The organism is Micromonospora sp. NBC_00389, from assembly GCF_036059255.1.
In the GTDB taxonomy this organism is placed as follows: domain Bacteria; phylum Actinomycetota; class Actinomycetes; order Mycobacteriales; family Micromonosporaceae; genus Micromonospora.
This window is the reverse complement of sequence record NZ_CP107947.1, coordinates 2,432,948-2,458,849: the sequence shown is the minus strand read 5'-3', so window position 1 is coordinate 2,458,849 and position 25,902 is coordinate 2,432,948. Positions and strand designations below refer to the sequence as shown.

25 protein-coding genes are annotated in these 25,902 nt (G+C 73.0%); 4 read left to right on the top strand and 21 right to left on the bottom strand.

The genetic code is table 11. From position 1 onward, the window contains the following. Positions 1–7: 7 nt before the first annotated feature. The 11 genes from OG470_RS11830 to OG470_RS11780 all read right to left on the bottom strand — a co-directional run bounded on the left by OG470_RS11830 (position 8) and on the right by OG470_RS11780 (position 9,610). Complete coding sequence (locus tag OG470_RS11830; RefSeq protein WP_328423603.1) at positions 8–1,441, bottom strand: DUF58 domain-containing protein; 1,434 nt, start codon at positions 1,439–1,441, stop codon at positions 8–10. Then, positions 1,441–2,448, bottom strand: a complete 1,008-nt coding sequence (locus OG470_RS11825) for an AAA family ATPase (protein WP_328423601.1) — start codon at positions 2,446–2,448, stop codon at positions 1,441–1,443. Before OG470_RS11825 ends, OG470_RS11830 begins: the two co-directional genes overlap by 1 nt. Further along, a complete protein-coding gene (locus OG470_RS11820) occupies positions 2,445–3,032 on the bottom strand; it encodes a hypothetical protein (protein ID WP_328423599.1) in 588 nt (195 codons plus the stop codon). Before OG470_RS11820 ends, OG470_RS11825 begins: the two co-directional genes overlap by 4 nt. Continuing rightward, complete coding sequence (locus tag OG470_RS11815) at positions 3,029–3,829, bottom strand: DUF4129 domain-containing protein (protein ID WP_328423597.1); 801 nt, start codon at positions 3,827–3,829, stop codon at positions 3,029–3,031. Before OG470_RS11815 ends, OG470_RS11820 begins: the two co-directional genes overlap by 4 nt. 18 nt (positions 3,830–3,847) lie before the next feature. Next, positions 3,848–4,588 carry a uracil-DNA glycosylase gene (locus OG470_RS11810; RefSeq protein WP_442931100.1) on the bottom strand — a complete coding sequence of 247 codons (741 nt, stop codon included), beginning with the start codon at positions 4,586–4,588 and terminating at the stop codon, positions 3,848–3,850. Continuing rightward, positions 4,581–5,267, bottom strand: a complete 687-nt coding sequence (locus OG470_RS11805; RefSeq protein WP_328423595.1) for a dienelactone hydrolase family protein — start codon at positions 5,265–5,267, stop codon at positions 4,581–4,583. Before OG470_RS11805 ends, OG470_RS11810 begins: the two co-directional genes overlap by 8 nt. A gap of 214 nt (positions 5,268–5,481) precedes the next feature. Beyond that, entirely contained in the window at positions 5,482–5,964 is a 483-nt protein-coding gene (locus tag OG470_RS11800) for an LppU/SCO3897 family protein (RefSeq protein WP_328423593.1), read from the bottom strand. 130 nt (positions 5,965–6,094) lie between these two features. After that, a complete protein-coding gene (locus tag OG470_RS11795) occupies positions 6,095–7,111 on the bottom strand; it encodes a PT domain-containing protein (RefSeq protein ID WP_328423591.1) in 1,017 nt (338 codons plus the stop codon). After that, the gene (locus OG470_RS11790; RefSeq protein ID WP_074316865.1) at positions 7,108–7,440 is read right to left on the bottom strand and encodes a PadR family transcriptional regulator; all 333 of its coding nucleotides are present in this window, start codon (positions 7,438–7,440) and stop codon (positions 7,108–7,110) included. Before OG470_RS11790 ends, OG470_RS11795 begins: the two co-directional genes overlap by 4 nt. Positions 7,441–7,602: 162 nt before the next feature. Next, complete coding sequence (locus OG470_RS11785; RefSeq protein WP_328426313.1) at positions 7,603–8,544, bottom strand: Ppx/GppA phosphatase family protein; 942 nt, start codon at positions 8,542–8,544, stop codon at positions 7,603–7,605. A 22-nt stretch (positions 8,545–8,566) separates the two neighbouring features. Further along, the gene (locus OG470_RS11780; protein ID WP_328423589.1) at positions 8,567–9,610 is read right to left on the bottom strand and encodes an ArsR/SmtB family transcription factor; all 1,044 of its coding nucleotides are present in this window, start codon (positions 9,608–9,610) and stop codon (positions 8,567–8,569) included. Between the two features lie 105 nt (positions 9,611–9,715). On the opposite strand from OG470_RS11780, the gene OG470_RS11775 reads away from it, so the two are divergent. Next, entirely contained in the window at positions 9,716–10,597 is an 882-nt protein-coding gene (locus tag OG470_RS11775) for an alpha/beta hydrolase family esterase (RefSeq protein WP_328423587.1), read from the top strand. Here the strand turns inward: OG470_RS11775 and OG470_RS11770 are convergent, their stop codons facing one another. From OG470_RS11770 to eno, 4 genes are read right to left on the bottom strand one after another with little or no spacing between them, the layout of a single operon-like run. Next, the gene (locus tag OG470_RS11770) at positions 10,598–11,140 is read right to left on the bottom strand and encodes an amino-acid N-acetyltransferase (RefSeq protein WP_328423585.1); all 543 of its coding nucleotides are present in this window, start codon (positions 11,138–11,140) and stop codon (positions 10,598–10,600) included. After that, a complete protein-coding gene (locus OG470_RS11765) occupies positions 11,137–11,694 on the bottom strand; it encodes a DUF501 domain-containing protein (protein WP_328423583.1) in 558 nt (185 codons plus the stop codon). The genes OG470_RS11770 and OG470_RS11765 overlap by 4 nt, the downstream gene beginning before the upstream one ends. A 34-nt stretch (positions 11,695–11,728) precedes the next feature. Next, positions 11,729–12,370, bottom strand: a complete 642-nt coding sequence (locus OG470_RS11760; protein WP_328426311.1) for an FtsB family cell division protein — start codon at positions 12,368–12,370, stop codon at positions 11,729–11,731. 32 nt (positions 12,371–12,402) lie between these two features. Further along, the gene (gene eno / locus OG470_RS11755) at positions 12,403–13,686 is read right to left on the bottom strand and encodes a phosphopyruvate hydratase (RefSeq protein WP_328423581.1); all 1,284 of its coding nucleotides are present in this window, start codon (positions 13,684–13,686) and stop codon (positions 12,403–12,405) included. 213 nt (positions 13,687–13,899) lie between these two features. On the opposite strand from eno, the gene OG470_RS11750 reads away from it, so the two are divergent. Both OG470_RS11750 and nudC read left to right on the top strand, forming a co-directional pair. Then, the gene (locus tag OG470_RS11750; RefSeq protein WP_328423579.1) at positions 13,900–14,592 is read left to right on the top strand and encodes a hypothetical protein; all 693 of its coding nucleotides are present in this window, start codon (positions 13,900–13,902) and stop codon (positions 14,590–14,592) included. Then, positions 14,589–15,464, top strand: coding sequence for an NAD(+) diphosphatase (gene nudC, locus OG470_RS11745; RefSeq protein ID WP_328423577.1), 876 nt, complete (start codon positions 14,589–14,591; stop codon positions 15,462–15,464). Before OG470_RS11750 ends, nudC begins: the two co-directional genes overlap by 4 nt. A 31-nt stretch (positions 15,465–15,495) precedes the next feature. Here nudC and OG470_RS11740 read toward each other — a convergent pair whose 3' ends face one another. The 4 genes from OG470_RS11740 to mfd all read right to left on the bottom strand — a co-directional run bounded on the left by OG470_RS11740 (position 15,496) and on the right by mfd (position 22,677). Beyond that, positions 15,496–17,115 (bottom strand): DUF885 domain-containing protein, encoded by a 1,620-nt coding sequence (locus OG470_RS11740; protein WP_328423575.1) that lies wholly within the window; start codon positions 17,113–17,115, stop codon positions 15,496–15,498. 95 nt (positions 17,116–17,210) lie between these two features. Then, on the bottom strand, positions 17,211–18,203 hold the full coding sequence (locus OG470_RS11735; protein ID WP_328423573.1) for a nucleoside triphosphate pyrophosphohydrolase: 993 nt from the start codon (positions 18,201–18,203) through the stop codon (positions 17,211–17,213). Positions 18,204–18,205: 2 nt separating this feature from the next. Beyond that, positions 18,206–18,994 (bottom strand): hypothetical protein, encoded by a 789-nt coding sequence (locus tag OG470_RS11730; protein ID WP_328423571.1) that lies wholly within the window; start codon positions 18,992–18,994, stop codon positions 18,206–18,208. Between the two features lie 47 nt (positions 18,995–19,041). Further along, a complete protein-coding gene (gene mfd / locus OG470_RS11725; protein ID WP_328423569.1) occupies positions 19,042–22,677 on the bottom strand; it encodes a transcription-repair coupling factor in 3,636 nt (1,211 codons plus the stop codon). A gap of 440 nt (positions 22,678–23,117) precedes the next feature. Here mfd and OG470_RS11720 point away from each other — a divergent pair, with 440 nt between their 5' ends. After that, positions 23,118–24,032, top strand: coding sequence for a cyclase family protein (locus tag OG470_RS11720; RefSeq protein ID WP_328423567.1), 915 nt, complete (start codon positions 23,118–23,120; stop codon positions 24,030–24,032). 85 nt (positions 24,033–24,117) lie between these two features. Here OG470_RS11720 and OG470_RS11715 read toward each other — a convergent pair whose 3' ends face one another. Continuing rightward, the gene (locus OG470_RS11715; protein WP_328423565.1) at positions 24,118–24,693 is read right to left on the bottom strand and encodes a hypothetical protein; all 576 of its coding nucleotides are present in this window, start codon (positions 24,691–24,693) and stop codon (positions 24,118–24,120) included. Continuing rightward, positions 24,693–25,733 carry a S66 family peptidase gene (locus tag OG470_RS11710; RefSeq protein ID WP_328423563.1) on the bottom strand — a complete coding sequence of 347 codons (1,041 nt, stop codon included), beginning with the start codon at positions 25,731–25,733 and terminating at the stop codon, positions 24,693–24,695. The genes OG470_RS11715 and OG470_RS11710 overlap by 1 nt, the downstream gene beginning before the upstream one ends. Between the last annotated feature and the right edge of the window lie 169 nt (positions 25,734–25,902).

Sequence of the window (25,902 nt, the reverse complement as noted above, 5' to 3'; positions counted from 1 at the left end):
CTCGCGCTCACCGGCCACCAACCCTCGGGGCGGTGGCCAGACGGGCGACGTCCCGCAGCACCTGGTCCAGGCTGCCGGCGCCGGCCCAGCGCACCACGGGCACCCCGTGCTCCCGGAGCTGCCCGATCATGGTTTCCCGGTCCAGCCGCCACAGCCGGTACGCCACCTCGGCCCAGCCCCGGTCCTTGGGCGGCGTCAGGTCGGTCGGCAGCGTGTCGACCGCCACCACGAACCGCCCGGCGCGGGTCAGCCGGGCCAGCATCTGTGCCGACCGCTCGTCCAGCAGCGGGGTGAGCACCACCACCAACGCGTCCGACGAGAGCAGTTGAGGGCCGAACACTTGGTCGTACGGCTCGTGCTGGGAGGCTTGGGCGCGCACGTCGAGCAGCCACTCCAGCACCGTCAGGTACTGCCGGCGACCGGCCGCCGGGCGCAGCCGCCGGGCCGCCGGGCCGTACTCCAGCAGCGAGACCCGGTCGCCCCGGTGCAGGTAGTGCTCGGCGATCGCGGCGGTGGCCCGCACGGTGGTGTCCAGCACCGAGGCTGCGCCGCCCACGCCGCCGGACCGGCCGGCCTCGGCGAGCACGTCGAGCAGCACCACCACCTCCGCGTCCCGATCGGAGAGGGTGGCCGCCACGTGCAGTTGCCGGGCACGCAGTGAGACCCGCCAGTCGATGCGGCGCAGCCGGTCACCGGGGGCGAAGATCCGGACGCCGGCCAACTCGCCGCCCTCGCCCGGCCGGCGGGAGTGGTGTGCCCCGACCAGGCCGGCGGCCCGGGGCATCGCCTCCACCGCCTCGAACGGCTCGGTCCGCGGATAGACCCGCACCCGGACCGGCTCGGTGATCACCGCCCGGGAGACCAGCAGGCCACCCGCCGTGGCGACCCGGGCGCCGGCCGGACCGACCGGATGCCGACCCCAGCGCAGGGCCCGGCCGGCCAGTTCCAGGTCCACGGCCTCCGACCTCGGCACCGAGGTCACGAACGGCCGGTCGGCGACGGAGCGGCCCGTCCCCCCGGTCGGTACCGCACCCAGGTCGGGGGTCGCGTCGCCGGGCGACTCGTCGCGGGCGAAGCCGGCCCGCTCGATCCGCAGCCACGGCGACACCCGGGACCGCACCACCACCAGGTCGTAGTCGACCGTGTCCGGATTGCCGACGCTCACCGCCGCCGTCACCTCGCCGCCCTCGACCAGCGGCCCGTCGTCACCCGGGGTGATCCAGACCTGCGGCAGCGCGGTGGGCCGGCGGCGCAGCGCGTACGCGGTGCCCAGCGCGAACGGGGCGGCCAGCACGATCAGGTCGACCCGTCCCAGCAGCACGCCCGCCACCAGCAGCAGGCCGGCGAGCAGCACCGCCCGGCTGAGCGCCCAGGTGGGTGCCCAACCGGTCGCCGGCTCTGGCTCGGCGGATCGCGGCACGGGCACGGTCGGTCCGGTCATCAGCGCCGGGGCCCGCCGGCGGCGTAGCTGGGCAGTGCGCCGCTGGCCGGCGCGGGGGTTGCCTCCAGCACCTCGCCGACCACGAACGCCGGGTCGACCCGGCGCAGCCACATCTCCGGGCGCAGGGTGATCCGGTGGGCCAGCGCGGGCGCCGCCACTTCCTTGACGTCCTCCGGCACCACGTAGTCCCGGCCGCCGAACACCGCGCGGACGCGGGCCAGCAGCAGCAGCGCCAGCGAGCCACGCGGCGAGGCGCCGACCAGCACCGACGGGTGCTCCCGGGTGGCCGCCGTGAGCGCCACGATGTAGCGGCCGATGGAGTCCTCCACCACGACGTCCTCCAGTGCGGCCTGCATCGCCCGCAGGGTGGCCGCGTCGACCACCGGTTTGATCTCCGCCTCCTCGCGGCGGCGGCTCATCCGGCGGCGGAGCACCTCCCACTCCTCCTCGTGGTCCGGGTAGCCGAAGGAGACCCGGAGCAGGAAGCGGTCCAGCTGCGCCTCGGGCAGCGGGTACGTGCCCTCGTACTCGATCGGGTTGGCGGTGGCCAGCACGTGGAACGGCTCGTCCAGCTTGTAGGTCACCCCCTCCACCGAGACCTGCTTCTCCTGCATCGCTTCGAGCAGCGCGGACTGGGTCTTCGGGGGCGTCCGGTTGATCTCGTCGGCGAGGAGCAGGTTCGTGAAGATCGGGCCGGCCCGGAAGGTGAAGTCGCCGTTGCGCTGGTCGTAGAGGAACGAGCCGGTGACGTCGGCGGGGAGCAGGTCCGGGGTGAACTGGAGCCGGCGGAAGTCCAGCCCGAGCGCCTGGGCGAAGGAGCGCGCGGTGAGCGTCTTGCCCAGCCCCGGCAGATCCTCCAGCAGGACGTGCCCACCGGCCAGGATGCCGGCGAGGACAAGCTCCAACGCGTCCCGCTTGCCGACCACGACGGTGCCGACCGCATCCAGGACCGCCCGGGCCAGCTGGCCGACCTCGGCGGCGGGCAAGCTCCGGTCCACGTCGTTCATGAGATCTTCTCCAGTTCGGCGACGATCACCGCGAGGTCGCGCGGCGACGGGGGGCGGCGAGGCGGGCTTTCCAGGAACGTCCACAGTCGGTCGCCCAGCAGGGCACGGGCGCGGGCCGGGTCCGCTTCACGGGTGACGCCGTGTTTCAGGCGCATCCGCTCGTCGGCCAACTCACCGATCCGGGGCAGGATCACGCTGCTGAAGCGTTCGGGTCGCGTGGTGGACCAGTCGAGCGGCCACTCCCAGCGGTTGATCGCGGCGCGCAGCGCGTCCCGGGCTCCCCAGTTGTAGCTGCCGTCATCCTCGCCCGTCGCCACCCGGCCGCCCGTTGGCGGCGGTGGTGGCGGCGCGAGCAGGGCGGTGACCCGGCGGACCGCCAGCACGGCGAGCACCCCGGCGATCAGCACGGGGAGGGAGACCTGGAGGCCGACCCCGCGGAGGCCGACGACCAGCACCACGACCACCGCGGCGGCGATCGCGAGCGAGCGCAGCACCAGTCGGGACCGACCGCCACGCGACTGCGGGCCGACCGGCGCCGGCTCCTCCTCGAAGGCGAGCAGGTCGTCGATGCTGGTGCTGCTCAAGCCGGCACCTCCGAGGTGGGTGCCACCGTGGCCAGTTCGTGGCGCAGCCGGCGCAGCGCGGCGCGGGCCTGGTCACGGGTGCGCTCGTCGACCGGGCGGGTGGCGTACCGGGCTTCGCGGTAGACGTGCGCGAACTCCGCCAGCACGTCGGTGCTGACGATCGCCGGCACCCCGGCCGCCGGATCGCCGCGCAGCAGACGGGTGACCAGGTCGGTGGGGGTGTCCCCGGCCCGCCGGGAAACACCGGCTGCGCCAGCGGCCTCCTCCAGGCGTACCCAGCAGGCGATCACCGCCACGCGGGGGTCGGTGTCCCGGTCGTCGAGCTCCAGCAGGCCGGCGTCGAGGGCGGCGACCACCTCCCGGGCGGTGCCCTCGGCCGTACGCCGGGACCATTGTCCGGGCAGCGCGCGGGTGGCCCGGCGGCGGCGGAGGCCCCGCAGCAGGATCCAGCCGAGGTAGCCGAGAGCGGCGAGGATGGCCAGCCCGAGCAGCACCATCGCGACCGTCGCGATCCACTGCGGGATGTGCGCCTGGGTGGCCTCGCCGGCGTCGCGCGGCTCGACCGGAATCGACGGCGGCGGCTCGGCGGTCGGGTACTCGGGGACCCAGGGGACCTGCTCCACCGGCGGGATCCGGCTGGCACCGATCGACGAGTGCGCTGCGGCCAGCGTGGCCCCGACGAGCAGCGCGGCGACCGCACCAACCGGCCACCAACGGCGGAGCAGGCCGACCGCCGGACGCAGCACCCCCGCCTCGGTGGCCGGGGACGGCGTGGGCGGGCGCGTTCCGTCCGTCATCGCCACCACCCCACGCGCTCAGTCCACTCCGGCCAGCTGCTTGGCCCGACCGAAGACATCGTCCAGCATCGCTGGTGTCAGCCGCCCGGTGAAGGTGTTCTGCTGACTGACGTGGTAGCAGCCGAGCAGTTCTGGTGCGGCCGTGCCGGACCAGTGTGCCCCATGGCCGAACGCCGGTCGCGGGCTGGGCGGGCGCTGCCCGTACACCTGGCGCAGCACCGGCCACCACGCGGCCCACGCGAACGCACCGAGCGCGACCACGACGCGCAGGGTGGGCCGGATCAGCGTGACCTCGCGGTGCAGCCAGGGCGCGCAGGTGTCCCGCTCGACCGGGGTGGGCTTGTTGTCCGGCGGCGCGCACCGGACGGCCGCGAAGATCCGGGTGTCCCGCAGGGCCAGCCCGTCGTCAGCGGCGACACTGGTCGGCTGGTTGGCCAGCCCGGCGCGGTGCAGGGCGGCGAAGAGCACGTCACCCGAGCGGTCACCGGTGAAGATCCGGCCGGTGCGGTTGCCGCCGTGCGCGGCGGGCGCCAGCCCGAGGATGGCGATCCGCGGGTCGGCGGGGCCGAAACCCGGGACCGGGCGGCCCCAGTACTTCTGGTCGCGGAAGGCGGCCCGGCGGGTGCGGGCCACCTCCTCCCGCCACCGGACCAGGCGGGGGCAGGCGAAACAGTCGCTCACCGCGGCGTCCAGGTCGGCCAGGTCGGTCGCCCGCGCTGCGCGGGCGACCACCTGCTCCGGGGTACGCGGCTCAGCCAAGCTTGGCCCGGAAGAGTTCCAGGGTGCGGGCGAAGGCGCTGGCGGCGGCGCGCTGGTCGAACGCCTCCGGCCGGTCGTCGTTGAAGAAGGCGTGCGAGGTGCCCGGGTAGTCGTAGAGGTGGCAGGTGCCGCCGGCCTCCTCGATGGCTTGGCGGGCGGTCTGCACGCCCTCGGCGGCGGAGGTGCCGTCCTCTTCGGAGCAGTGGATGACGGCGGCCTTGCCGGCGTAGTCGCCCCAGTCGGGGCTCATCGACTCCCAGGGCAGCACGGGGTAGAAGCCAGCGGTGGCGACGATCCGCTCGGAGAGGGTCGCCGACCAGAGGGCCAGGCTGCCGCCAGCGCAGAAGCCCACCGCACCGACCTTGCCGGTGACCTCCGGTCGCCCGGCGAGGTAGTCGGCCGCGCCGGCGATGTCCTTCGCCGCCTCGTCCATCCGCATCGCCATCAGCAGCCGCTGCGCCTCGTCCGGCTCGCTGGTGGTCTCACCGTGGTAGAAGTCCGGGGCGAGGGCGACGAAGCCGGCCTCGGCGAACCGGTCCGCCACCGACCGGATGTGTGGCACCAGGCCCCACCACTCCTGGATGACGATGACGGCGGGGCTGGCCAGGCCGCTGGCGGGTATCGCGAGATACCCCTCGCTCGTCCCCCCGTTGCTGCGGTAGCTCACCATCTCGCCCATCGGCCGTCCTCCTAGCGGTCAGTCATCGTTGGCTGGTCGCCCAGTGGTCCTACGTGCCGGTAGCCTGCCACGCCACGCCACCCCCCGGGAAGACGCGGGAACAGTGGCATTCACCTCCCGTTCGCCCGGCGGTGACCCCGGGTACGCCGACGGCGGCGGGGGAAGCTTCCCCCGCCGCCGTCGTTCGTGCTGCTGCCGTCTGTCGGTGCTCCGGTCAGGCCTTCTTCGTCAGGCACAGCAGGTAGCCCGTCTTGCCCGGCTCGATGTTGTAGAAGACGTAACCCTCTTCGCCTTCCTTCAGGTACTGGTCGCAGGCGGTGCCGGCCTTGGCCTGGGCCTCGGTCTGCCCGTCCACCCGACCGACCACGCTGTACGCCGCGTCCGTGGAGGTGCACTCCACGACCTTGGCGCCGTCGACCTCCTCCTCCTCGGTGCCGGTGATCTCGGGCAGCTCGGCGATGCAGTCGCCAGCCTTGGCGTCGGCGGTCTCGTCCTTGTTCAGGTAGTTGCCGATCGCCGAGCCGACACCGAACTTCAGGCCGGCGATGACGACGAACACGAGGATCGCGCCGACGATGCCGAGCGCCTTCTTTGCACCGGACTTCTTCGCCTCCGGCTCGGCCGGCGGCGGCGTCTCGACGACCGGCTGGGGCGGCACGGCGTCGGACGCGGGGGGCGGTGCGACCTGCTCTGACACGGGGGGTCCTTCCGAGGGATTGATGAGCAGACGACACCGTAACGATCATTGATTTACGGCGTCGTCCCGCTCGCCTCGTCCGTTCAGCTATTTCCCAGCTTCGCCTGCATGATCCAGTTCACATCGTCCGTCAGCCCGTCACAGCGGGAGTCGGTTCGCCACTCGGGGTGCTGGTCGGCGTCGCGGTCGGGCCCGCCGTGGGCTCACCGGTGGCCGTCCCGGGCGTCGTGGCCGGGGGCGCCGTCGGCACCGGGCTCGGCGTCGTCGCCGGAGCTGCGGTCGGTGCGGGCGCGCCCGGAGCCCGGGGTCCGAATGGCGCCTGGTCCGGGCAGTACGGGTACGCCCGCAGCAACGGCTTGGCATAGGCGTCGGCCAGGTCCGCGCAGTCCGGGTAGCCGAGCCGGATCGGGTCGCCGTTCTGGTCGAAGAGCCGGGCATTTTCCACGAGCCGGCCCTCGCTGTCGTAGACGAAGACGTCCCGGACCCGGTCGTACGGATTGTCGACCGACGTCGGGTCGTAGCCGTAGTCGCCGTAACGCATCCGGTCCTCCGCCTGCATCAGAGCGGCGAGCGCGAAGACCACCAGCACCGCGCTGCCGACCTGCATCGCCGATCGCGGCCAGCGGGTCAGTCGGGCGGAGCGACGACCGAGCCAGATCGAGGCGAGCACGAAGCCGACCAGCATGATCAGGCCGGCGAGCAGCTCGCCGCCGAACCGGGGCAGCAGACCGAAGCTGCCGCCGGTGCTGATCACGGTGACGAGCATCGCCGCCAGGTAGCCGCGCAGCACCCACCAGCCGGGACGTAGCAACCGGAGGAAGTCGCTGGCCGTCTCGTACCCGAGCGGTGGACCGAGCCGGGTATCGACGGCACGCAGCCGGCTGCGGAACCGGACCACGGTGGCGGCGACCCGCTGGTCGAGGTTGCGCCCGCTGGCCGGGGCACCGGCGGCGGCCCGCAGCTCGGCGGCGTACGCCTCGGGCTCGCCCAGCCGCTCGACCAGCGTGCCGTCGGCCTCGGCGGCCACCTCGGCGAGGTGGTCGGGCAGGTCCTCGGTCAGCTCGTCGCGCTGGGCGGGCGGCAGGTCGGCCAGCGCCGCCCGGACCCGTGCCACGTAGTCGGTGATTTCCTGCTCCGTGACGGTCATGCCGCCATCCCCCGATCGTCGAGCAGACTGTCCATGGTGGTGGCGAACGAGCGCCAGAGCTTGCCGGAGCGGGTCAACTGGTCACGCCCGGCGGCGTTGAGCGAGTAGTACTTCCGGTGCGGCCCGGATTCGCTCGGCACGACGTAGGTGGTGAGCAGGCCGGCGGCGAAGAGGCGGCGCAGCGTGCCGTAGACCGAGGCATCACCGACCTCTTCCAGGCCGGCCTCGCGCAGCCGGCGCAGGATGTCATAACCGTAACCGTCCTCCTCCCGGAGCACGGCGAGGACGGCCAGATCGAGCACGCCCTTCAGCAACTGTGTGGTGTCCACGCACTGCACACTACTGTGCAATGCGAAGTAGCGTCAACGATTCGACCCCGACACGCCGGGCGGCTGAGCGACTGGGCGACTGGGCGACTCCAGATCGGCGATGTCGGGGCATCCCGGCCAGCGGAAACCCCGACATCCCCGATCTCGCGTCGATCAACCCAGCTAGTTCGAGGCCGGCTGGAGGCTCCAGGCGATGCCGTCGAGGATGTCGTGCTCCGAGGCGACCACCGACGGCATCCCGGCCCGCTCCATGATCACGCGGAGCACCAGCGCGCCCGCCCCGATCACGTCGGCCCGACCCGGGTGCATCACCGGGATCGCCAACCGCTGCTCACGGGTCTGACCCAGCAGGTCCGCGGTCACCTGAGCCACCGCCTCGTACGACACCCGGGCGTGGTGGATCCGCTCCGGGTCGTACTCCTGCAGGCCCTGCGCGATGGCGACCACGGTGGTGACCGACCCGGCGAGGCCGACCAGCGTGGCCGCCTCCCGACCAGGCACCGCCGCGAGCGCCCGGTCCACCGCAGCCGCGATGTCGGTCTGCGCGGCGGCGACCTGCTCCGGCGTCGGTGGGTCTCCGGCCAGGTGTCGCTCGGTCATCCGGACACAGCCGATGTCCACCGAGATCGCCGCACGGACCCCGTCGGCCCGGTCACCGACCACGAACTCGGTGGAGCCACCGCCGATGTCGACGACCAGGAACGGCTCCTTCGCGTCGGCGGGCAGCCCGCGTACCGCACCGGTGAACGAGAGCCGGGCCTCCTCGTCGCCGGTGACCACCTCGGGCGCGACCCCGAGGGTGCGCTGCACCATCTCGGTGAAGTCGGCGGCGTTGGCGGCGTCCCGGGAGGCCGAGGTGGCACACATCCGCACCCGCTCCGCACCCAGCTTCTCGATGTCGGCGGCGTACGACGCCAGCGCCACCCGGGTCCGCTCGATCGCCTCCGGCGCAAGCCGGCCGGTCCGATCCACGCCCTGCCCCAGCCGGACGATCTCCATGCGCCGGGTCAGGTCGACCAGCGGAGCCTGCGGCCCGGCCGACGAATCGGGCAGGTCAGCGACCAGCAGTCGGATCGAGTTGGTCCCGCAGTCGATGGCCGCCACACGCGTCGTCACGGCAGCAACCTTACGGTAGGACCGGCGGCCCTCCGGCGGCTTGCCCAGCCGAGGGCCACGCCTCGGAGCAGGCCGCCCCCGGGCCCGCCCCCAGCACACCCGCACCGAGCGGTGTCACGTGGTGCCGGACGGCCCCACCGTCCCGCTCGCTGGCGATCAGGCCGGCCTCCCGCAACGCGGTGGCATGCTCCGACGCCGACGAGAGACTGATCCCGACGGCCCGGGACAGCGTGGTCGTGCTCAGCCCGCCCTCGTCCGCGAGCCGCCGCAGCACCAGCGCCCGGGTCGTGCCGAGCAGCCGCCCGAGGGAGTCGCCCGCCGCCGTGGCGGGCCGGTGCGGCATCGGCGCCGGATAGACGAGCAGGATCGGGCGGCCCGGCTCGACCAGCACCCGGGGGCGGGGACCGGCCAACGGGGTGGGCAGCAGGAGGATCCCGTGGCCGGTGCCGCTCAACTCCCCATCCCACCAGGTGCGCACCTCCAGCACCGGCTCACGCCACCGGATCGCCGGGTGAAGCCCCCCGAAGAGGCCGGCCAGGCCGTGCAGCGCCAGTCGCTGGCTGGCGCAGGTCACCTGCTGGCGGTGCGTGGACACCAGATCGGGCCAGTGCGGCGCGAGGACGACATCGAACCAGGTGCGCACGGCCTGACCGAACAGGTCCAGCACCTCCGGGTCGGCCGCCGCGAACCGCCGCCGCAGCGGGGTGGCGGCCGCGTCGGCGTACGACTCGGTGACCTCGGCGCGGACCCGCCGCGCCGGCGCGGCCCGGATCGCTTCGAGGCCGGCCGCCACGGACTCCAGACCGTCGAGGGGGGTGACGAAGTCCGGCAGACGCCCCCGGTCGGGCAGCAGGTGTCGCAGGATCGCGGTGGCGGCCTGCGCGTCGCCGGCGCCCTCGACCGCCGCCGCCCGCTCGGCCAGGGCCGGCGCCATCACCGCGACCGTCGGATCGCGCAGCCACTGACCGGCCAGCAGCGCGGTCCCGACCGGGTGCAGCCGGTCACCGAACCGCACCCGGCACAGGTCCGCCGGCCCGAGCCGAAGCCGAAGCATGGGAACAGCCTGCCTGCCTTCGCCCTGGACCGAAAGGGTTGATCCACGAGTGGAACACGCCCACTGTGGACCACGGGTCGACGAGGGGTGGCCGACGTGCGACGGATGTTGGCATTGCTGACGGGGCTGTGCCTCATCGTGGTGGTCGCGGCGTGTGGTCAGCGGGGGCGACCCTCGTCGACCCTGTCCGCACAACCCTCGGCGTCGACCGAACGCCCGGCGCCCGGCGACCACCGGCTCACCCTGCGACACAACGGGGTGGACCGCGCCTACCTGCTGCACGCCCCGCCCGGGTACGACCCGAACCGGCCGCCCGCCCTGGTCATCGCGCTGCACTTCTACCCCGGAACCGGCCCCTTGATGCAGGAGCTGGGAGGCCTGGACGCCAAGGCCGACAAGGACAACGTGCTGGTCGCCTACCCCGACGGGCTGGGCGGCGGCTTCAACGCGCTGATCTGCTGCGGCAAAGCGGACGACGTCGGTTTCCTCACCACCCTCACCGACCACCTGGTGCAGACCTGGCGCGCGGACCCGAACCGGGTCTTCCTCACCGGCATCTCGAACGGCGGCGACATGAGCTTCCGGGCGGCGGTGGAGGGCGAGGGCCGGTTCGCCGCGATCGGGGTGGTCAGCGGCGGCTACAGCGGGTCCCTGACCACGTCCGAGAGCTACGTGCCGAAGAGCCCGGTCTCCGTGATCACCTTCATCGGCGGCCAGGACCGGTACGCCTCGATCTTCCAAACCGGCATGCAGACCTGGCAGCAGCGGCTCACCTGCCGACCGAGCCCGAAGGCGTCCGGGGTGCCGGGGGTGACCCGGACGGTGGCGGGCTGCGCGGACGGCAGCGAGGTCAGCGTCTACACCATTCCCGACATGGGCCACAGCTGGCCGGGAGCGACATCCGGGCAGCTCGCCGCATCCACCGCGGGCCTGTCGGCCACCGACCTGATGTGGGAGTTCTTCGCCGCGCATCCCCGGCGGGCCTGACTACAGGCGCAGCAGCATCCGGGTGTTGCCCAGGGTGTTCGGCTTGACCCGCTCCAGGTCCAGGAACTCCGCGACACCCTCGTCGTACGAGCGCAGCAGCTGCTCGTAGACCGGCTGCGGCACCGGCGCACCGTCGATCGCCCGGAACCCGAACGAGGCGAAGAACCGGGTCTCGAAGGTGAGCACGAAGATCCGCGCCACACCCAACTCCCGGGCCGCGTCGATCAGCTCGCCCACCAGCCGGTGGCCGATCCGCAGGCCCCGACACGACGGATCCACCGCGACCGTGCGGATCTCCGCCAGGTCCTCCCACATCACGTGGAGCGCGCCGCAGCCCACCACGGCGCCGTCCTCGGGCCGAACCGCCACTCGGAACTCCTGCACGTCCTCGTAGAGGGTGACGGTGGCCTTGCTCAGCAGTCGCCGGTCGTCGGTGTACGTGTCGACCAGCCGCCGGATGCCCCGCACATCCCCGGTGCGGGCACGCCGCACCAGGATCTGACCGTCGGCACCCGCTACCGGGGACACGGCGTCCGCTCTCATTCGGCCGTCGGCACGTCCACGCACGGGCCGGCCGTCCACCAGGGTTCGACCAGCTCCAGCGTCTCGTCGCCGAACGGGTTCACCCCGGGGCCTGCGCCCAGCGCGTGCCCCAGGTGCACGTGCAGGCACTTCACCCGGCCCGGCATCCCGCCGGCCGAGATCCCGGCGATCTCCGGCACCTCGCCGATCGCCGCCCGGCGGGCGAGGTAGTCCTCGTGCGCGGCCCGGTAGTGGGCGGCCAGCTCCGGATCCGTCGACAGCCGCTCGGCCATCTCCTTCATCAACCCGGCCGACTCCAGGCGGCTGCACGCCGCCGTGGCCCGGGGGCAGGTCAGGTAGTACAACGTCGGGAACGGGGTGCCGTCGGCGAGACGGGGCGTCGTCTCGACCGCGTCCGGCAGGCCGCACGGGCAGCGGTGGGCCACCGCCCGGGTACCCCGGGGCGGGCGGCCGAGCTGCGCGGCCACCGCGGCCAGGTCGGCCTCAGTGGCCGGCTCGCGCTGCGGCAGGGGTACGGAATCCGCCGCCGACTCCGGCGGTGGTACGACAGTCACGGTGCCCATCTCTCCTGGTGCGCTGGTCGGTGGATCACTTGCCCGGCTGTTGGCTGTCCGCCGCCTGGACGCTCGACCAGAGCGTGTCGTACCAGGTCACCGGACCAGCCGGGGCGCCCGAACCGGCCGGCTTCCCGGCGTCCCGGGCGGCGCCCTCCGGGTCGTGCAGCACCACCATCATCTTCTCGCCCGGCCGGCCCATGAAGAACCGCTCCCGGGCCTGCGTCTTGATGTACTCGGCGTCCTGCCACTTGGCCGCCTCGCTGGCTAGCTTGGCGATCTCTTCTTCCTGCGCCGCCTGGGCGGCCTCCATCCGCTCGATGTCGGCCTGCTGGTCCAGGTAGACCCGGACCGGGTAGGTGTAGGCGAGGGCAAGGGCGATCAGCACCGCGAACAGCACGGTGGCCCGGCCGGTGAAGCGACGGGGGTGGGGTGCGGCGAGCCGCTTGACGGCACCGCCAGCGGCGGTCCGTCGGGCCGCGGCGGGGCGGTTCGCGGAGCGGACCCCGTCGGCACCCCGGGCCGCGCCCGGTGCCCGACCGGCGGCGCCCCGCGGCTCGGCGCGTACGCCGGCCTCACGGACCGATCCCCGGGTGGCCCGGCCACCGCCCGGCCGGCCGGACTGACCCGACCGGCGGGCGGGACGCTGACCACCCGGTGTGCGGCGCTGCTGCATCGTCACACCCCTCCCCCGAGGCTTCTCGCGTCTCAGGCCGAACGGTAGCGCGGGAACGCGCCGGCACCGGCGTAGCGCGCCGCGTCGGCCAGCTCCTCCTCGATCCGGAGCAGCTGGTTGTACTTGGCGACCCGGTCCGAGCGGGCCGGCGCGCCGGTCTTGATCTGACCGCAGCCGGTGGCCACCGCCAGGTCGGCGATGGTGGTGTCCTCGGTCTCGCCGGAGCGGTGGCTCATCATGCACTTGAAGCCGGCCCGGTGGGCCAGGTCCACCGCGTCCAGGGTCTCGGTCAGCGAACCGATCTGGTTGACCTTGACCAGCACCGCGTTCGCCGCCTTCTCCGCGATGCCGCGGGCGATGCGCTGCGGGTTGGTGACGAACAGGTCGTCGCCGACGATCTGCACCCGGTCGCCGATCGAGGCGGTCAGCGTCTGCCAGCCGCTCCAGTCGTCCTCCGCCAGCGGGTCCTCGATCGACACGATCGGGTAGTCGCCGGCCAGCTTGGTGTAGTAGTTGCTCATCTCCTCGGCGGACTTCGCGGCACCCTCGAAGGTGTAGGTGCCGTTGTCGAAGAACTCCGTCGCCGCCACGTCGAGGGCGAACACGATGTCGGTGCCGAGCCGATAGCCGGCCTTCTCGACCGCCTCGGCGATCAGGTCCAGTGCCGCGGCGTTGGTCGGCAGGTTCGGCGCGAAGCCACCCTCGTCGCCCAGCCCGGTCGACAGGCCCTGCTTCTTCAGCACCGACTTCAGCGCGTGGTAGACCTCCGCGCCGGAGCGCAGCGCCTCACGGAAGGTGGGCGCGCCGATCGGCGCGATCATGAATTCCTGGATGTCGACGTTGGAGTCGGCGTGCGCGCCACCGTTGAGGATGTTCATCATCGGCACCGGCAGCAGGTGCGCGTTCGGGCCGCCCAGGTAGCGGAACAGGCTCAGCTCAGCGCTGCCGGCGGCCGCCTTCGCGACCGCGAGGGAGACGCCGAGGATGGCGTTCGCGCCCAGCTCCGACTTGCTGTCGGTGCCGTCGATGTCGAGCATCTTCTGGTCGATCAGCCGCTGCTCGCTGGCCTCGTACCCAATGATCTGGTCGACGATCTTGTCTTCGACGTTGGAGACCGCCTTCTCCACGCCCTTGCCCTGGTAGCGGTCGGCGTCACCGTCGCGCAGCTCGATCGCCTCGAAGGCGCCGGTGGAGGCGCCGGAGGGCACTGCGGCGCGGGCCACCGTGCCGTCGTCCAGGCCGACCTCGACCTCGACCGTCGGGTTGCCCCGCGAGTCGAGAATCTCCCGGGCGACGATTCCCTCGATGGTTGCCACTGAGTCGCTCCTCGTTGTTGTGATCCGGTCCATGGGTGGGCCGCGACGGTGCGGCTGAGGCAGGTGTTGAACGCAGCGTATCGGGCCACGGGAACGGGCACGGCGTCGCCCGCGCACCCGAGTCGCCTCCCACTGACGGACATTCCCGGATTTCCGGGCGTCAACCGGCAACTGGTTTGCGCTGCGCCGACCCGATCCACCAGGCTGGTCGCCATGCCCGCCGCCTCGACCACCCTCCGCATGCTCGCCGTGTCGGTCATCGCGTCGCTCACGGTCACCGGCTGTCAGACATTCGAGGACGCCGGACGCGCCATGGGGCGTTCCGATCTCGTCAACGACCTCGCCGCCCGGCTCGACCGGGCGCTGGAGTTGACCTACTCGGCCGAGTATCAGCTCCCGGGCGGCGAGAGCGCCGCGATAGCGCAGGCGCAGGACCCGGCCCGCTCCACGTACAGCTACCCGGGTGGGCGGCTCACCGTCACCCAGGAGGCGGTAACCCGGTGCACGGCGGCCGGCGGCCGCACGGAGTGCACCATCGTCGCGCCGCCGACCCCGGCCAGCAAGCCCACCGTGGCGCTCTTCGACGAGGCCAACCGGCAGGGCCTGGTCACCCCGCCGGTGGTGGTCGGGCTGCTGACCGCCGCCGCACTCGACCCGCAGGCGGTCATCAAGCAGAGCGACACCACCATCGCCGGGCACCACGCCACCTGCGTCGAGGTCCAGCGGTCGGACGGCGACTTCACCGCCTGCGTGACCACCGACGGCGTGCTGGGCAGCTTCACCGGGCCGATCGACGGCAAGCCGATGGAGTTGGCGCTGAGCCGCTACTCCGAGACGGTGGCGAAGGACGCGTTCGACCCGCCCGCCGGCGCCGGGGTGGTGGACCGCCGGCCGGGCGGCTCGTGACCGGCCCGACCGTCGGGTCCGCGCCGCACGTCGGGTCTGCGCCGCACGTCGGGTTCCAGCCGGCGGCCGACCTCGGCCGCCCGCCCGCGCCCACCGACCTCGCCCTGCCGGTGATCGGCGCGAAGCTGCTGACCGCCGCCGACGGGACCGTGGCGCGGGTCGCCGACCTGCCCGCCGACATCCGATGGGTGCCACTGGGCACCCTCGACGGGGTGCCCGCATGGGCGACCGACCTGGCCACGGCCGACGAGTTCCCCGGCCGGGCGCGCGGCTGGGCGTCGCTCGCCGCCGAGGTGCCCGAGCCGCTCGCCACCCTGGCCGGCCGAGCGTTGGCGGTGATCACCTGGCGGCGTACCCACCGGTGGTGCGGCGCCTGCCGGGCCGAGCTGACCGACCTGCCCGGCGAGTCGGCCCGCCGCTGCCCCGACTGCGACCTGTACGTGCCGATGCAGCTCTCCGCCGCGGTGCTGGTCGCGATCACCCGGCCAGGCCGGGCCGGCCACGCGGACCAGTTGCTGCTGGTCCGGCACGCCACCGGGCCGACCGGGCTGTGGGCACTGGTGGCCGGCTTCGTCGAGGCCGGCGAGACGCTGGAGGCGGCCGTGCACCGGGAGGTCGGCGAGGAGGTCGGGCTGACCGTCGACGGGCTGGCCTACTTCGGCAGCCAGCCGTGGGCGATCTCCGGCCCCGGGGTGCTGCTCGCCGGCTTCACCGCCCGTGCCGCCGACCCGCATGCCGAGCCGGTGGTCGACGGCCGGGAGCTGACCCAGGCCCGCTGGTTCGGCCTGGACGCGCTGCCGGCGGAGCTGCCGCCCGCGTACTCCATCTCGCGCTGGCTGATCGACGCCACGGTGACCGCCGCGCGGCGCTGAACGCACCCGGACGGCGCTCGATCGGGGCGGATCAGACCCCGAGCAGGGTCCGCAGGTGGCGCGGGGGCGGGCAGTCGTGGGCGAGCATCGCGTCGTGCCAGTCGCGCACCGACACCCCGTCCGGGCGGGCGGCGGCGATCTCGGCCACCTCGCTGTACCCCACGAAGTAGGTGGAGAGCTGGGTGGAGGTGAGCAGCGACCGGCGCCACTTGCCGGCCGCCTCGCCCTCCTCCTGGAAGCCGCGCCCCGTCATCAGCGCCATCGCCTCGGCCTCAGGCAGATCCTCGGCGTGCACCAACTGGTCGAGCAGCGCGTTGATGGTCATCCGCAGCTGCATCTTGAGCTGCTGCAACCGCACCGGGAGGCCACCGAAGCCGAGCCCGGCCATCAGCTCCTCGGCGTAGACGGCCCAGCCCTCGATGAACGGGCCGGACCTGGCCAGCGCCCGGACCCGGGTGCCGCCGACGTAGTGCCGGGCGTGGGCGAGCTGGAGGAAGTGCCCGGGCATCGCCTCGTGCACGGTCAGGTTGCGGATCATGTGGTCGTTGTACTCACGGTAGAACGACTCGACCCGGTGCGCCGGCCAGTCCGACGGGGTGGGCGCGATGCAGTAGAAGGTCGGCAGGGCGGCGGTCTCCAGCGGGCCGGGAGCGTCGCAGTACGCCACCGCGACGCCCCGGGCGAACTCCGGCATCTCCTGGATCACGCACCGGTCGTCGACCAGAGAGACCAGGTCGTGCGCGCGGACGAAGTCGGTCGCCTCGTCCAGGGTCACCCCGGCCAGCTCGACGATGGTCCGGTCGTCCGGGTGCTCGGCGGCGAGCACGTCCAGCGCCCGGCGTACCGCCGCGTCGTCGGCCTGGCCATCGACCAGCTCGACGGCCGCCTCGCGGATCTCCGCGGTGACCCGGTCCAGGTTGGCCCAGGCGCGGCGCTGGATCTCGGCGGCGCCCAGCTCGGTGTCCAGGGTGTGCCAGAGCCGGGCCTCCCAGCGGCGGCGGCCCAGCCGGGGGTCACGGCCCGGGCCGGCGTCGGTGGCCAGGCCGATGCGCAGCCAGGCGACGAACTCCTCCAGCGCGGCGATCGCCGCGGTTGCCGCCGGCTCCACCCGGTCCAGGCTGCGCGGCGCCTGGGCGAGCAGCGCCGGCAGCTCGTCGCGGATCAGCGCGGCCGTGCCGGTGAACTGCCCGACCGCCGTCTCGGCGTGGATCCGCGGCATGTCCCGCAGCGTCGCGCGCGCGGTCGCCAGGGCGTCCGGTACGGCGGCGAGCCGGCCGGCCAGCTGGGTCAGCCGCACCTCGGCCGGGGCGTACGGGCGGGCCAGCAGCGCATGCAGCAGCGGGCCCGGGTTGTGGCGCAACGGGTTCCACTCGTGCGACCGGATCTCGGTCAGCTCGAACAGCTCCCGATCCACGAAGGAGGTGAGCAGCGCGTGATCGACCTGCTCCTCGACGTCGAACGAGTCAGGGTCCTGTTCGGACAGCGCGTTCGCCGCGTCGGAGAGCATCGCCCGGTCGGCGGCGAGCGCGTCGGCGGACAGGTCCGGCAGCCGATCGTCGTACCGATGGTCCCCGGCTGCGGTGGCGGCCCCCGGCCGACTCTCCAGCAACGCCTCGACAACCCGCTCCGCCAAAACCCCGAACGCTTCCACCCCCCGACCCTACCGACCGCCCTCCGCCAGCCGCGTTGATCAAGAGGTTTGCGTCAGGATCCGGCCCGGAGCTGACGCAAACCTCTTGATCAACATCATTCCGCGGGAGGTTCGACGGGTGGGGTTTCGGCGGCGCGGACGGCCTCGGCGTACGCCAGGGTGGTGCGGCGTAGGGCGGCTTCCGGGTCCAGGTTGGCCTGGCGAGCTGCGGCGACCGTGGCCAGGAGGCTGGCGCCGAGCCTTGCCTCCTCGTCCACCTGAGAGTCGGCCAGTGGGGGCGGGACGGCCAGACCGACCCGGGCGGCGCGGTCCAGGATCGTCGCGGCCAGAGCGAGGGCGGGCTGGCTCAGCGCCACACCGTCCAGCACCGAGTCACGTGCCTTCTCGGCCCGCTTGATCCGTTCCCAGTTGGCGGTGATCTCCTCCAGCGTCCCCGCCTCGGCACCGGCGAAGACGTGCGGGTTACGCCGGATCATCTTGTCCACCAGGCCACCGGCGACGTCATCGACATTCCAGCGCTCGCCCTCGGGCAACTCCTCGGCGAGCCGGGCGTGCAGCACCACCTGCAACAGCACGTCACCCAACTCCTCGCGGAGCGCGTCGGTGTCGTCGGCGCTGATCGCGTCGTACGCCTCGTAGCTCTCCTCCAGCAGATAACCGGCGAGGCTACGGTGCGTCTGCGCCCGCTTCCACGGGTCGCCGCCCGGGGAGGCCAACCGATCCAGCACGGCCACCGCGTCCAGCAGCCGCGCGCCCGGCGGATCCCACGAGCCGTACATCAGCTCCAACTCGGCCAGCCCCGGCTCCCGGGCCAGCCGTAGCCCCAACTGCCGGGCCAGCGACTCGTCGCCGGCCGGGCCGGCCAGCCAGACCACCGTGCCGTGCGCCGCCACCGTGTCCAGCAGCGGCTGCGTCGCCGGGCCGTCCACGAGGGTGACCTCGGCGCCCGCCTGGCGCATGGCCGTGGTCAGCTCGCTCTCCGCGCCGGTCAGCACCGGGTGCGCGCGTACGACATCCCAGGCGGCGGAGGTCAGCAGGCCGGCCGGCAGTCGGGGCGAGGTGACCAGCAGGACGATCCGTGCCGTCATGCTCAGCTGGCCGTGCCCTCGGCCTCAGGGGCCGCGCTCGACGGCACCGGCTCCGGGGTGGAGATGTCGGTGACCGGGCCAGCCTCATTGATGTACGGAAGCGAGTAGAAGACCAGCGACTCGCCGGTGCTCACCACCGACGGCACCCCGACCGCCCGGTAGCGCGGGTTGATCGAGACGTCGACCTTGGTGGCTTCCTCCTCCAGCGCGGTGCTGAGCGCGGTAGCGGCGCGGACGAAGCCGCCGTCACCGAACGCCCGGCGGACGTCGGCCACCGACATCCCGCCCTGGATCGCGCCGGTCTTCGTGAGGGCCTGGTAGACGGCCATCATCGAGTCGTCGCTCAGGTCGGCCGGCGGAAGCTGCTGGTTGAGCACCTGGAGCAGGTCGATCCACTCGCCCCAGAGCTTGGCGTACTCGGTGCTGGCCGGCACCCGCAGGTTCTGTTCCAACTGCTGCGGAGTCACCTCGTCGGGCACCTGGAGGTTCTTCGCCGCCGCGACCCGCTTGCCCAGCTCAAGGCTGATCAGCAGGTTCACCACGTCCTGCCGGGTGACGGCGGACCGCAACTGCTCGGGCGAGGGCGTCGCACCGGCCTGGCTGGCCTCCTGCCGGACCGCGTCGCCGAACTTCGCCTGCACGTCGGCGTAGATCGCATCGACACGGTCCACCGAGTAGGTGGCGTCACCGACGTACGCGGCGACGTCCGGTGCGGACTTTCCGCAGGCGGCGAGGGAGAGGACACCCAGGGCCGCGACGCTGGCGGCGGCGATCAGACGGCGAGCACGCATGCCCGCCACTCTCTCATGCCCTCTCCCGTGCTGTGACGGCCCCCACCTCACCCGGCCGCGACCGCCAGCGGGGCGGGGGCGCCCAGCACATCGGAGAGCAGTTGGGCGCACCACTCCAGCAGCGCCTGGTCTCGCAGCGGCTCACCACCGACCCGACGGGTGCTCGGACGGGGCACGCTGACCTGGTCGGTGGCCTGCTTGTAGACCGCGTCCGGGTGGTAGCGCTTCAGCCGTAGCTGCTTGGAATCGGGCAGCGGCAGCGGCCCGAACCGCACGTGCTTGCCCTGCATCGACACGTCGGCGAGGCCATACCGGCGGGCCAGCAGACGGAACCGGGCCACCGCGACCAGGTTCTGCACCGGTGCCGGCAGCTCGCCGTACCGGTCGGTCATCTCGGCGACCACCTCGCGCAGCCGCTCCTCGTCGCGCGCCTCGGCGAGCTTGCGGTACATCTCCAGCCGCAGCCGCTCCACGCTCACGTAGTCGTGCGGCAGGTGCGCGTCGACCGGCAGGTCGATCTTGACGTCCGCCTCCTCCTCCGGCCGTTCGCCCTTGAACGCGGAGACCGCCTCGCCGACCATTCGCACGTACAGGTCGAAGCCGACCCCCTCGATGTGCCCGGACTGCTCGCCACCCAGCAGGTTGCCGGCGCCCCGGATCTCCAGGTCCTTCATCGCCACGTACATGCCGGCGCCCAACTCGGTGTGCTGGGCGATGGTGGCCAGGCGCTCATGGGCATGCTCGGTGAGTGGCTTCTCCGGTGGGTAGAGGAAATAGGCGTACGCCCGTTCCCGGCCCCGGCCGACCCGGCCGCGGATCTGGTGCAGCTGGGCCAGGCCGAGCAGGTCGGCCCGCTCCACGATCAGGGTGTTGGCGTTCGGGATGTCGATGCCCGACTCGACGATCGTGGTGCAGACCAGGACGTCGAACTCCTTCTCCCAGAAGCCGACCATGACCTTCTCCAGGGCGTCCTCACCCATCTGGCCGTGCGCCACCGCGACCCGCGCCTCGGGCACCAGCTCCCGCAGTCGCCGCGCCGCCCGGTCGATCGACTCGACCCGGTTGTGCAGGTAGAAGACCTGCCCGTCGCGGAGCAGCTCACGGTGGATGGACGCGGCCACCTGCCGGTCGTCCTGCGCCCCGACGAAGGTGAGGACCGGGTGCCGCTCCTCCGGCGGCGTGGCGATGGTGGACATCTCCCGGATGCCGGTGATCGCCATCTCCAGGGTGCGCGGGATCGGGGTGGCCGACATGCTCAGCACATCGACCGAGGCCCGCAGTGTCTTCAGGTGTTCCTTGTGCTCGACGCCGAAGCGCTGCTCCTCGTCGACGACCACCAGACCCAGCTGCTTGAACCGGGTGGCGGTCTGGAGCAGCCGGTGGGTGCCGATCACGATGTCGACGGTGCCGTCGGCGACCATCTCCAGCGTCCGCTCGGTCTCCTTCGGGGTCTGGAACCGGGACAGCTGCCGAATCTCCACCGGGAACTGGCTCATCCGCTCGGCGAAGGTGTTGTAGTGCTGCTGCACCAGCAGCGTGGTCGGCACCAGCACCGCCACCTGCTTGCCGTCCTGCACCGCCTTGAACGCCGCCCGGACCGCGATCTCGGTCTTGCCGTAGCCGACGTCGCCGCAGATCAGCCGGTCCATCGGGACGGTCTGCTCCATGTCCCGCTTGACCTCGTCGATCGCGGCGAGCTGGTCCGGCGTCTCCTGCCAGGGGAAGGCGTCCTCCAACTCCCGCTGCCAGGGCGTGTCCGGGCCGAACGAGTGACCCTTGGACGCCTTGCGGGCGGCGTAGAGCTGGATCAGCTGCGCGGCGATCTCCCGGACCGCCTTGCGGGCGCGGGCCTTGGACTTCTGCCAGTCCGAGCCGCCCATCTTGTGCAGGGTCGGCTGCTCGCCGCCCACGTAGCGGGAGAGCTGGTCGAGCTGGTCGGTCGGGACGAAGAGCCGGTCGCCGGGCTGGCCCCGCTTGCTGGCCGCGTACTCGATGACCAGGTATTCCCGGCTGGCGCCGTTGACGGTGCGCTGCACCAGCTCCACGTACCTGCCGATGCCGTGCTGCTCGTGCACCACGTGGTCGCCGGCCTTGAGCTCCAGCGGGTCGATGGTGTTGCGCCGCCGGCTCGGCATCTTGCGCATGTCCCGCGTCGAGGTGCCCCGGCCGCCGGTCACGTCGTTGCCGGTGAGCAGCACGAAACGGGACGCCTCGTCGACGAACCCGCTGCTCAACGCCCCACAGGTGACCACCAGCTCGCTGGGGACCGGCGCGGTCGGCACCTCCTCGACCAGCCGGGCGCCCAGTCCGGCGTCGCGCAGCACCTCCACTGCCCGCTGGGCGGGACCGTGCCCCTCGAAGACCAGCGCGATCGACCAGCCCTCGCCGGCCCAGCGCTTGAGGTCGTCGACCAGCCGCGCGGTCTCACCGTGGTAGAGCGGGGCCGGCTGGGCAGAGAGGGTCACCGCGATGGCGTCGTCGGGGCTGACGGCGGCCTGCTCGGGTGCGTCCTCCCAGGGTTGTCGCGTCTCGGCCGTCTCCGCCTCGACCAGGCCGAACGGGGACAGCGTCCACCACGGCTGGCCGAGTTTTCCGGCGGTGGCCCGCACCTCACCCAGGGTGCGGAAGGCGGCGGCGCCGACGTCCACCGGGGCTTGGCCGCCGATCGCGGCGGCGGCCCAGCTGGCCTGGAGAAACTCCTCCGAGGTACGCACCAGGTCGTGCGCCCGGGTGCGGATCCGCTCCGGGTCGCAGAGCAGCACGTGGGTGCCGGCGGGCATGGCGTCCAGCAGCAGCTCCAGGGAGTCGGGGCCGACCAGCACCGGCGCCAGCGACTCCATTCCCTCCACCGGGATGCCCTCGGCCAGCTTGTCCAGGATCTCCGCCAGCTCCGGGTGCTGCTCGGCGAGCGCTGCGGCCCGATCGCGGACCGGCGGGGTGAGCAACAACTCCCGGCAGGGCGGCGCCCAGAGCAGGGGGACCTGCTCGATGGTCCGCTGGTCGGCTACGGCGAAGGTGCGGATCTCCTCCACCTCGTCGCCCCAGAACTCGACCCGGGACGGGTGCTCGTCGGTGGGCGGGAAGACGTCCAGGATGCCGCCGCGCACCGCGAACTCACCGCGCTTGGTGACCAGATCGACCCGGGCGTACGCCATGTCGATCAGACGGCGGGCGACCTCCTCCAGGTCGGCCTCCTCGCCTGCGGCGAGCTGCACCGGCTCCAGGTCACCGAGCCCCTTGAGCTGCGGTTGGAGCAGCGAACGGACCGGGGCCACGACCACCCGCAGCGGCCCGGTGCGGCCGTGCGCGTCGGCCGACTCCGGGTGCGCCAGCCGGCGCAGCACAGCCAGCCGCCGGCCGACGGTGTCCGAGCGGGGGGAGAGCCGCTCGTGCGGCAGCGTCTCCCAGGATGGGAAGACCGCCACCTGATCGGCCGGCAGCAACCCGGCCAGCGCGGCGGCCAGGTCGTCGGCCTCCCGGGTGGTGGCGGTCACCGCCAGCACGGGCCGCCCGGCCCCACCGGCGTCGTTGTCTGCGGCAACCGCCGCCACGGCGAACGGGCGCAGCGCGGCGGGGGCGGTGATGTCGAGGCCGTCGACCTGGGCGGCACCGGAGCGCGCCAGGTCACGCGCCCGGGTCAGCCCGGGATCGGCCAGGGCGGCGGAGAACAGACCGGTGAGCATGTGATCACTTCCAGGGGATTCGACGCACACGACTGCTACCCCTCGTCCGGTCGGACGGGGGGTGCACGAGAACCAGCCTATCCCCGTCCACCGACATGCACCCCCTTCCGCCCAGGTCCACGCCGCGCGCCGTCACCCCACGCCACTCGCCCCGCGCCACGCCACTCGCCACAGCCCGTGCCGCCCCGCGCCCCGCGCCCCGCGCCCCGCGCCCCGCGCCCCGCGCCCCGCGCCCCGCGCCCCGCGCCCAAGATCCACACAGTTTCAGGGAAATAGTGGCCTCAGCGCGCCGGGACACCACTACTTCCTTGAAGTTGTGTGGATCTTCCCGCGTGGACCGCGCGGACAGACCCGTGATCCCGCGCGGACCGATTCGCGATCCCGCGGACCGGGCGGATATAGATCTTGACGGGTACGGGGGGTCGTGATCAGGTTCGGGTATGAGCGGGCAGTGGAGGGCGCAGTTCGACGCTGAGGTGAGCTTCGCCAATGGCGGTGGGCTGCGCACCGAAGGGTTCCGGCTGGACATCCCGGGTCGGGAGATCACCGACGAGGACCTGGCCGCGTTGTTCGTCCGGCACCTCGGGCTGCTGATGGTCGCCGAGGTCCGGATCAGCGCGAAGACGATCATCGAAGAACCGCACAAGGGCGGCCGAGGAGTCACCGTCGGTGAGCCCGGCGCTGGCCGTCGGCTCGTCGAGCTGAGCCACGTGATCAGCGACGGGATGACCACCCTGCCCGGCTGGCCAGGGCCCCAGGTCGGCGACTGGGTGACCTTCGCGGCGTCGCGGGCGAACTACGCGCCGGGCACCGAGTTCCGGGTAGCCCGGATCGACATGATCGCCAACACCGGTACGTACCTGGACACTCCCGCCCACCGCTGGTCCGACGGAGACGACCTGGCCGGAGTGCCGCTGGACCGCCTCGCCGACCTGCCCGGCGTGCTGGTCCGGGTGCCGGCGGGGACCCGCGCGGTGGACCGGCTGATGCTGGCGCCGTACGAGGTAGCCGGGCGCGCGGTGCTGCTGCACACCGGGTGGGATGCGCACTTCGGCACCGAGCGGTACGGCGCGCCGGAGGCGCCACACCTGACCGGGGACGCCGCCCAGGCGCTGGTTGACGCCGGTGCGGCCCTGATCGGCATCGACTCGATCAACATCGACGACATGAGCCCGGCGGCCGGCGGTGAACGCCCGGCGCACAGCACGCTGCTCGCCGCCGGCATCCCGATCGTGGAGCACCTGACCGGTTTGGACGCGCTGCCGCCGAGCGGTTTCCGGTTCACCGCCGCCCCACCGATGGTGGCCGGCATGGGCACCTTCCCGGTCCGCGCCTTCGCCACCCTCGACGCCTGACGCCGGCGTCGCGGGCGCCCCAGCGGACGCGGAGGTCCCGGTCGACACAGCTCTTGCCGCTTGCCAGCGTGCGACCGGAGACACCTCACGAGCCATGCACGTCAGGGCCGAGCACGGTCAGACCAGCGACCCCGGCCAGCCACTCGGCGCGTGCCAACTCCCGCTCCTGGGCGCCGACGTGCACGAAGACGGTGTGCTCGTCGGCCGGCTCGGTGGCCCAGATGTCCGCGGCGCTGAGCACCAACTGGACGTACGCGTGCTTGAACTGCCCGGGCAGGTCCCGACAGGGCACCGCAGGCCAGCCGTAAAGCCACCAGTCCAGCCGCGCCCGGTCCGGCCCGACGGCCTCCGCCAGCCGCCCCTCCAACAGGCCGAGACCGCACACCACCACCTCGACGTCGAACGGCGGATCCGCAGGGTCCTGCGGCCCCGTCTCGTCCTCCCGGGCCAGCTCCGCCCACATCCGGTCCTCCCCGTCCGCGCCCAGCCAATGGCCGTACGCGTCGAGGTAGCGGGGCAGACCCGAATGCCGCCCGGTACGCGCCCAGAGCTGCACCTCCGTGTCGCGCAGGTTGGCCACGCTCAGCAGGTGGCCGACGGCGTGCAACGCCCGGTCGACGTCCGTCGTCCGCAGAATCGGGTACGCCCTCGAATTGCTCATCAGTAGCGCACGGAGATCCGGCGCTCGACGGCGTCGACGAGGACCTCCCCGCCGTACGGGATGATCAGCTGCGGGTCGGCGTGCCCGAAGTCGACGTCGAAGACCAGCACCGCGTCCGGGGTGTACTCGGCGCATGCCCGGGTCACGGCGGCTCGCTGCGCCGCCGCGTACGCCCGGCGTTGGTCGAGGGTGTGCGGCCGGTCGAAGTCCCACGCCTTGGCCCGGCCGACCAGCACCGCCGGGAAGCCGCCGAGCAGGCCACGCTCCCCCAGGTTGCGCAGGATCCGGTACACCTCGGTGTCGGAGGGCAGCTCCTGCGAGGTCTCGATCAGCAGGACCGACCCGGCCAGGGCCGTCGCCGAAGGGACCCGGTCGGCGGCGAGCAGCCAGTGCAGCACCTCCAGGTTGCCGCCCCAGGTGCGCCCCCGGACCACGCTCGACGGCCCCTGCCAGTGCCAGCCCTCGCCGGGGAACATCACCGGCTCGTCGGCCAGCGTCGCGGGATCGCGCCAGTCGCCCGGCTCGTCGCCCCACTCGGTCGCCGGGGCGAGGTCGTACCAGCCGGTGGTGAACAGCGCCGCCCGCAGCGAGTCGAAGGTGAGGGGGTGCGGCTTGCCCGGCCGGCCGAGGTGCACCAGCACCGACCCGCCGTGGTACCCCACGATCCCCAGCCGGTACAGGTGGTTGAGCACGTTGGTGTTGTCGGAGTAGCCGAAGTAGGGCTTCGGGTTGGCCCGCAGCACGTCGTCGTCGAGGTGCGGGGTGACCGTGATCAGGTCCTCCCCGCCGACGGTGGCGAGCACCGCGGTGATCGTCGGGTCGGCGAAGGCGGCGGTCAGGTCGCGGGCCCGGTCGCGCGGGTCGGCCCCCATCACCCGGGTGGTCGGGTACTCCACCGGTTCCAGGCCGAAGTCCTCGCGCAGCCGCCGCAGCCCCAGCTCGTAGACGTGCGGGAACAGAGCCGGCAGACCGGCGGAGGGGGAGACGACGGCGACCCGGTCGCCCGGCTTCGGCTTGGTGGGATATCGGGGCGCGTCCATGATCAAACGGTAGCGGGCGGGGCCAGCGGATTTCGCCCGGCGAAACGCCGCAAGCCGGACAACGGCCGCCCTAGGCTGGGCTGGTGGACGAGGTGGTGCTCGGGCTGGCCACGCTGCTCGCCGCGACCCTGGTCCGGGGCCGTCGGGCGAGCACCCGCGCGGGGCGTTG

Bases quoted from the DNA above. Each gene is read 5' to 3' on its own strand.
- OG470_RS11830 (WP_328423603.1), bottom strand. From the start codon at position 1,441: ATGACCGGACCGACCGTGCCCGTGCCGCGATCCGCCGAGCCAGAGCCG.
- OG470_RS11825 (WP_328423601.1), bottom strand. From the start codon at position 2,448: ATGAACGACGTGGACCGGAGCTTGCCCGCCGCCGAGGTCGGCCAGCTG.
- OG470_RS11815 (WP_328423597.1), bottom strand. From the start codon at position 3,829: ATGACGGACGGAACGCGCCCGCCCACGCCGTCCCCGGCCACCGAGGCG.
- OG470_RS11805 (WP_328423595.1), bottom strand. From the start codon at position 5,267: ATGGGCGAGATGGTGAGCTACCGCAGCAACGGGGGGACGAGCGAGGGG.
- OG470_RS11795 (WP_328423591.1), bottom strand. From the start codon at position 7,111: ATGACCGTCACGGAGCAGGAAATCACCGACTACGTGGCACGGGTCCGG.
- OG470_RS11780 (WP_328423589.1), bottom strand. From the start codon at position 9,610: ATGCTTCGGCTTCGGCTCGGGCCGGCGGACCTGTGCCGGGTGCGGTTC.
- OG470_RS11775 (WP_328423587.1), top strand. From the start codon at position 9,716: ATGTTGGCATTGCTGACGGGGCTGTGCCTCATCGTGGTGGTCGCGGCG.
- OG470_RS11770 (WP_328423585.1), bottom strand. From the start codon at position 11,140: ATGAGAGCGGACGCCGTGTCCCCGGTAGCGGGTGCCGACGGTCAGATC.
- OG470_RS11760 (WP_328426311.1), bottom strand. From the start codon at position 12,370: ATGCAGCAGCGCCGCACACCGGGTGGTCAGCGTCCCGCCCGCCGGTCG.
- OG470_RS11750 (WP_328423579.1), top strand. From the start codon at position 13,900: ATGCCCGCCGCCTCGACCACCCTCCGCATGCTCGCCGTGTCGGTCATC.
- OG470_RS11735 (WP_328423573.1), bottom strand. From the start codon at position 18,203: ATGACGGCACGGATCGTCCTGCTGGTCACCTCGCCCCGACTGCCGGCC.
- OG470_RS11730 (WP_328423571.1), bottom strand. From the start codon at position 18,994: ATGCGTGCTCGCCGTCTGATCGCCGCCGCCAGCGTCGCGGCCCTGGGT.
- mfd (WP_328423569.1), bottom strand. From the start codon at position 22,677: ATGCTCACCGGTCTGTTCTCCGCCGCCCTGGCCGATCCCGGGCTGACC.
- OG470_RS11720 (WP_328423567.1), top strand. From the start codon at position 23,118: ATGAGCGGGCAGTGGAGGGCGCAGTTCGACGCTGAGGTGAGCTTCGCC.
- OG470_RS11715 (WP_328423565.1), bottom strand. From the start codon at position 24,693: ATGAGCAATTCGAGGGCGTACCCGATTCTGCGGACGACGGACGTCGAC.
- OG470_RS11710 (WP_328423563.1), bottom strand. From the start codon at position 25,733: ATGGACGCGCCCCGATATCCCACCAAGCCGAAGCCGGGCGACCGGGTC.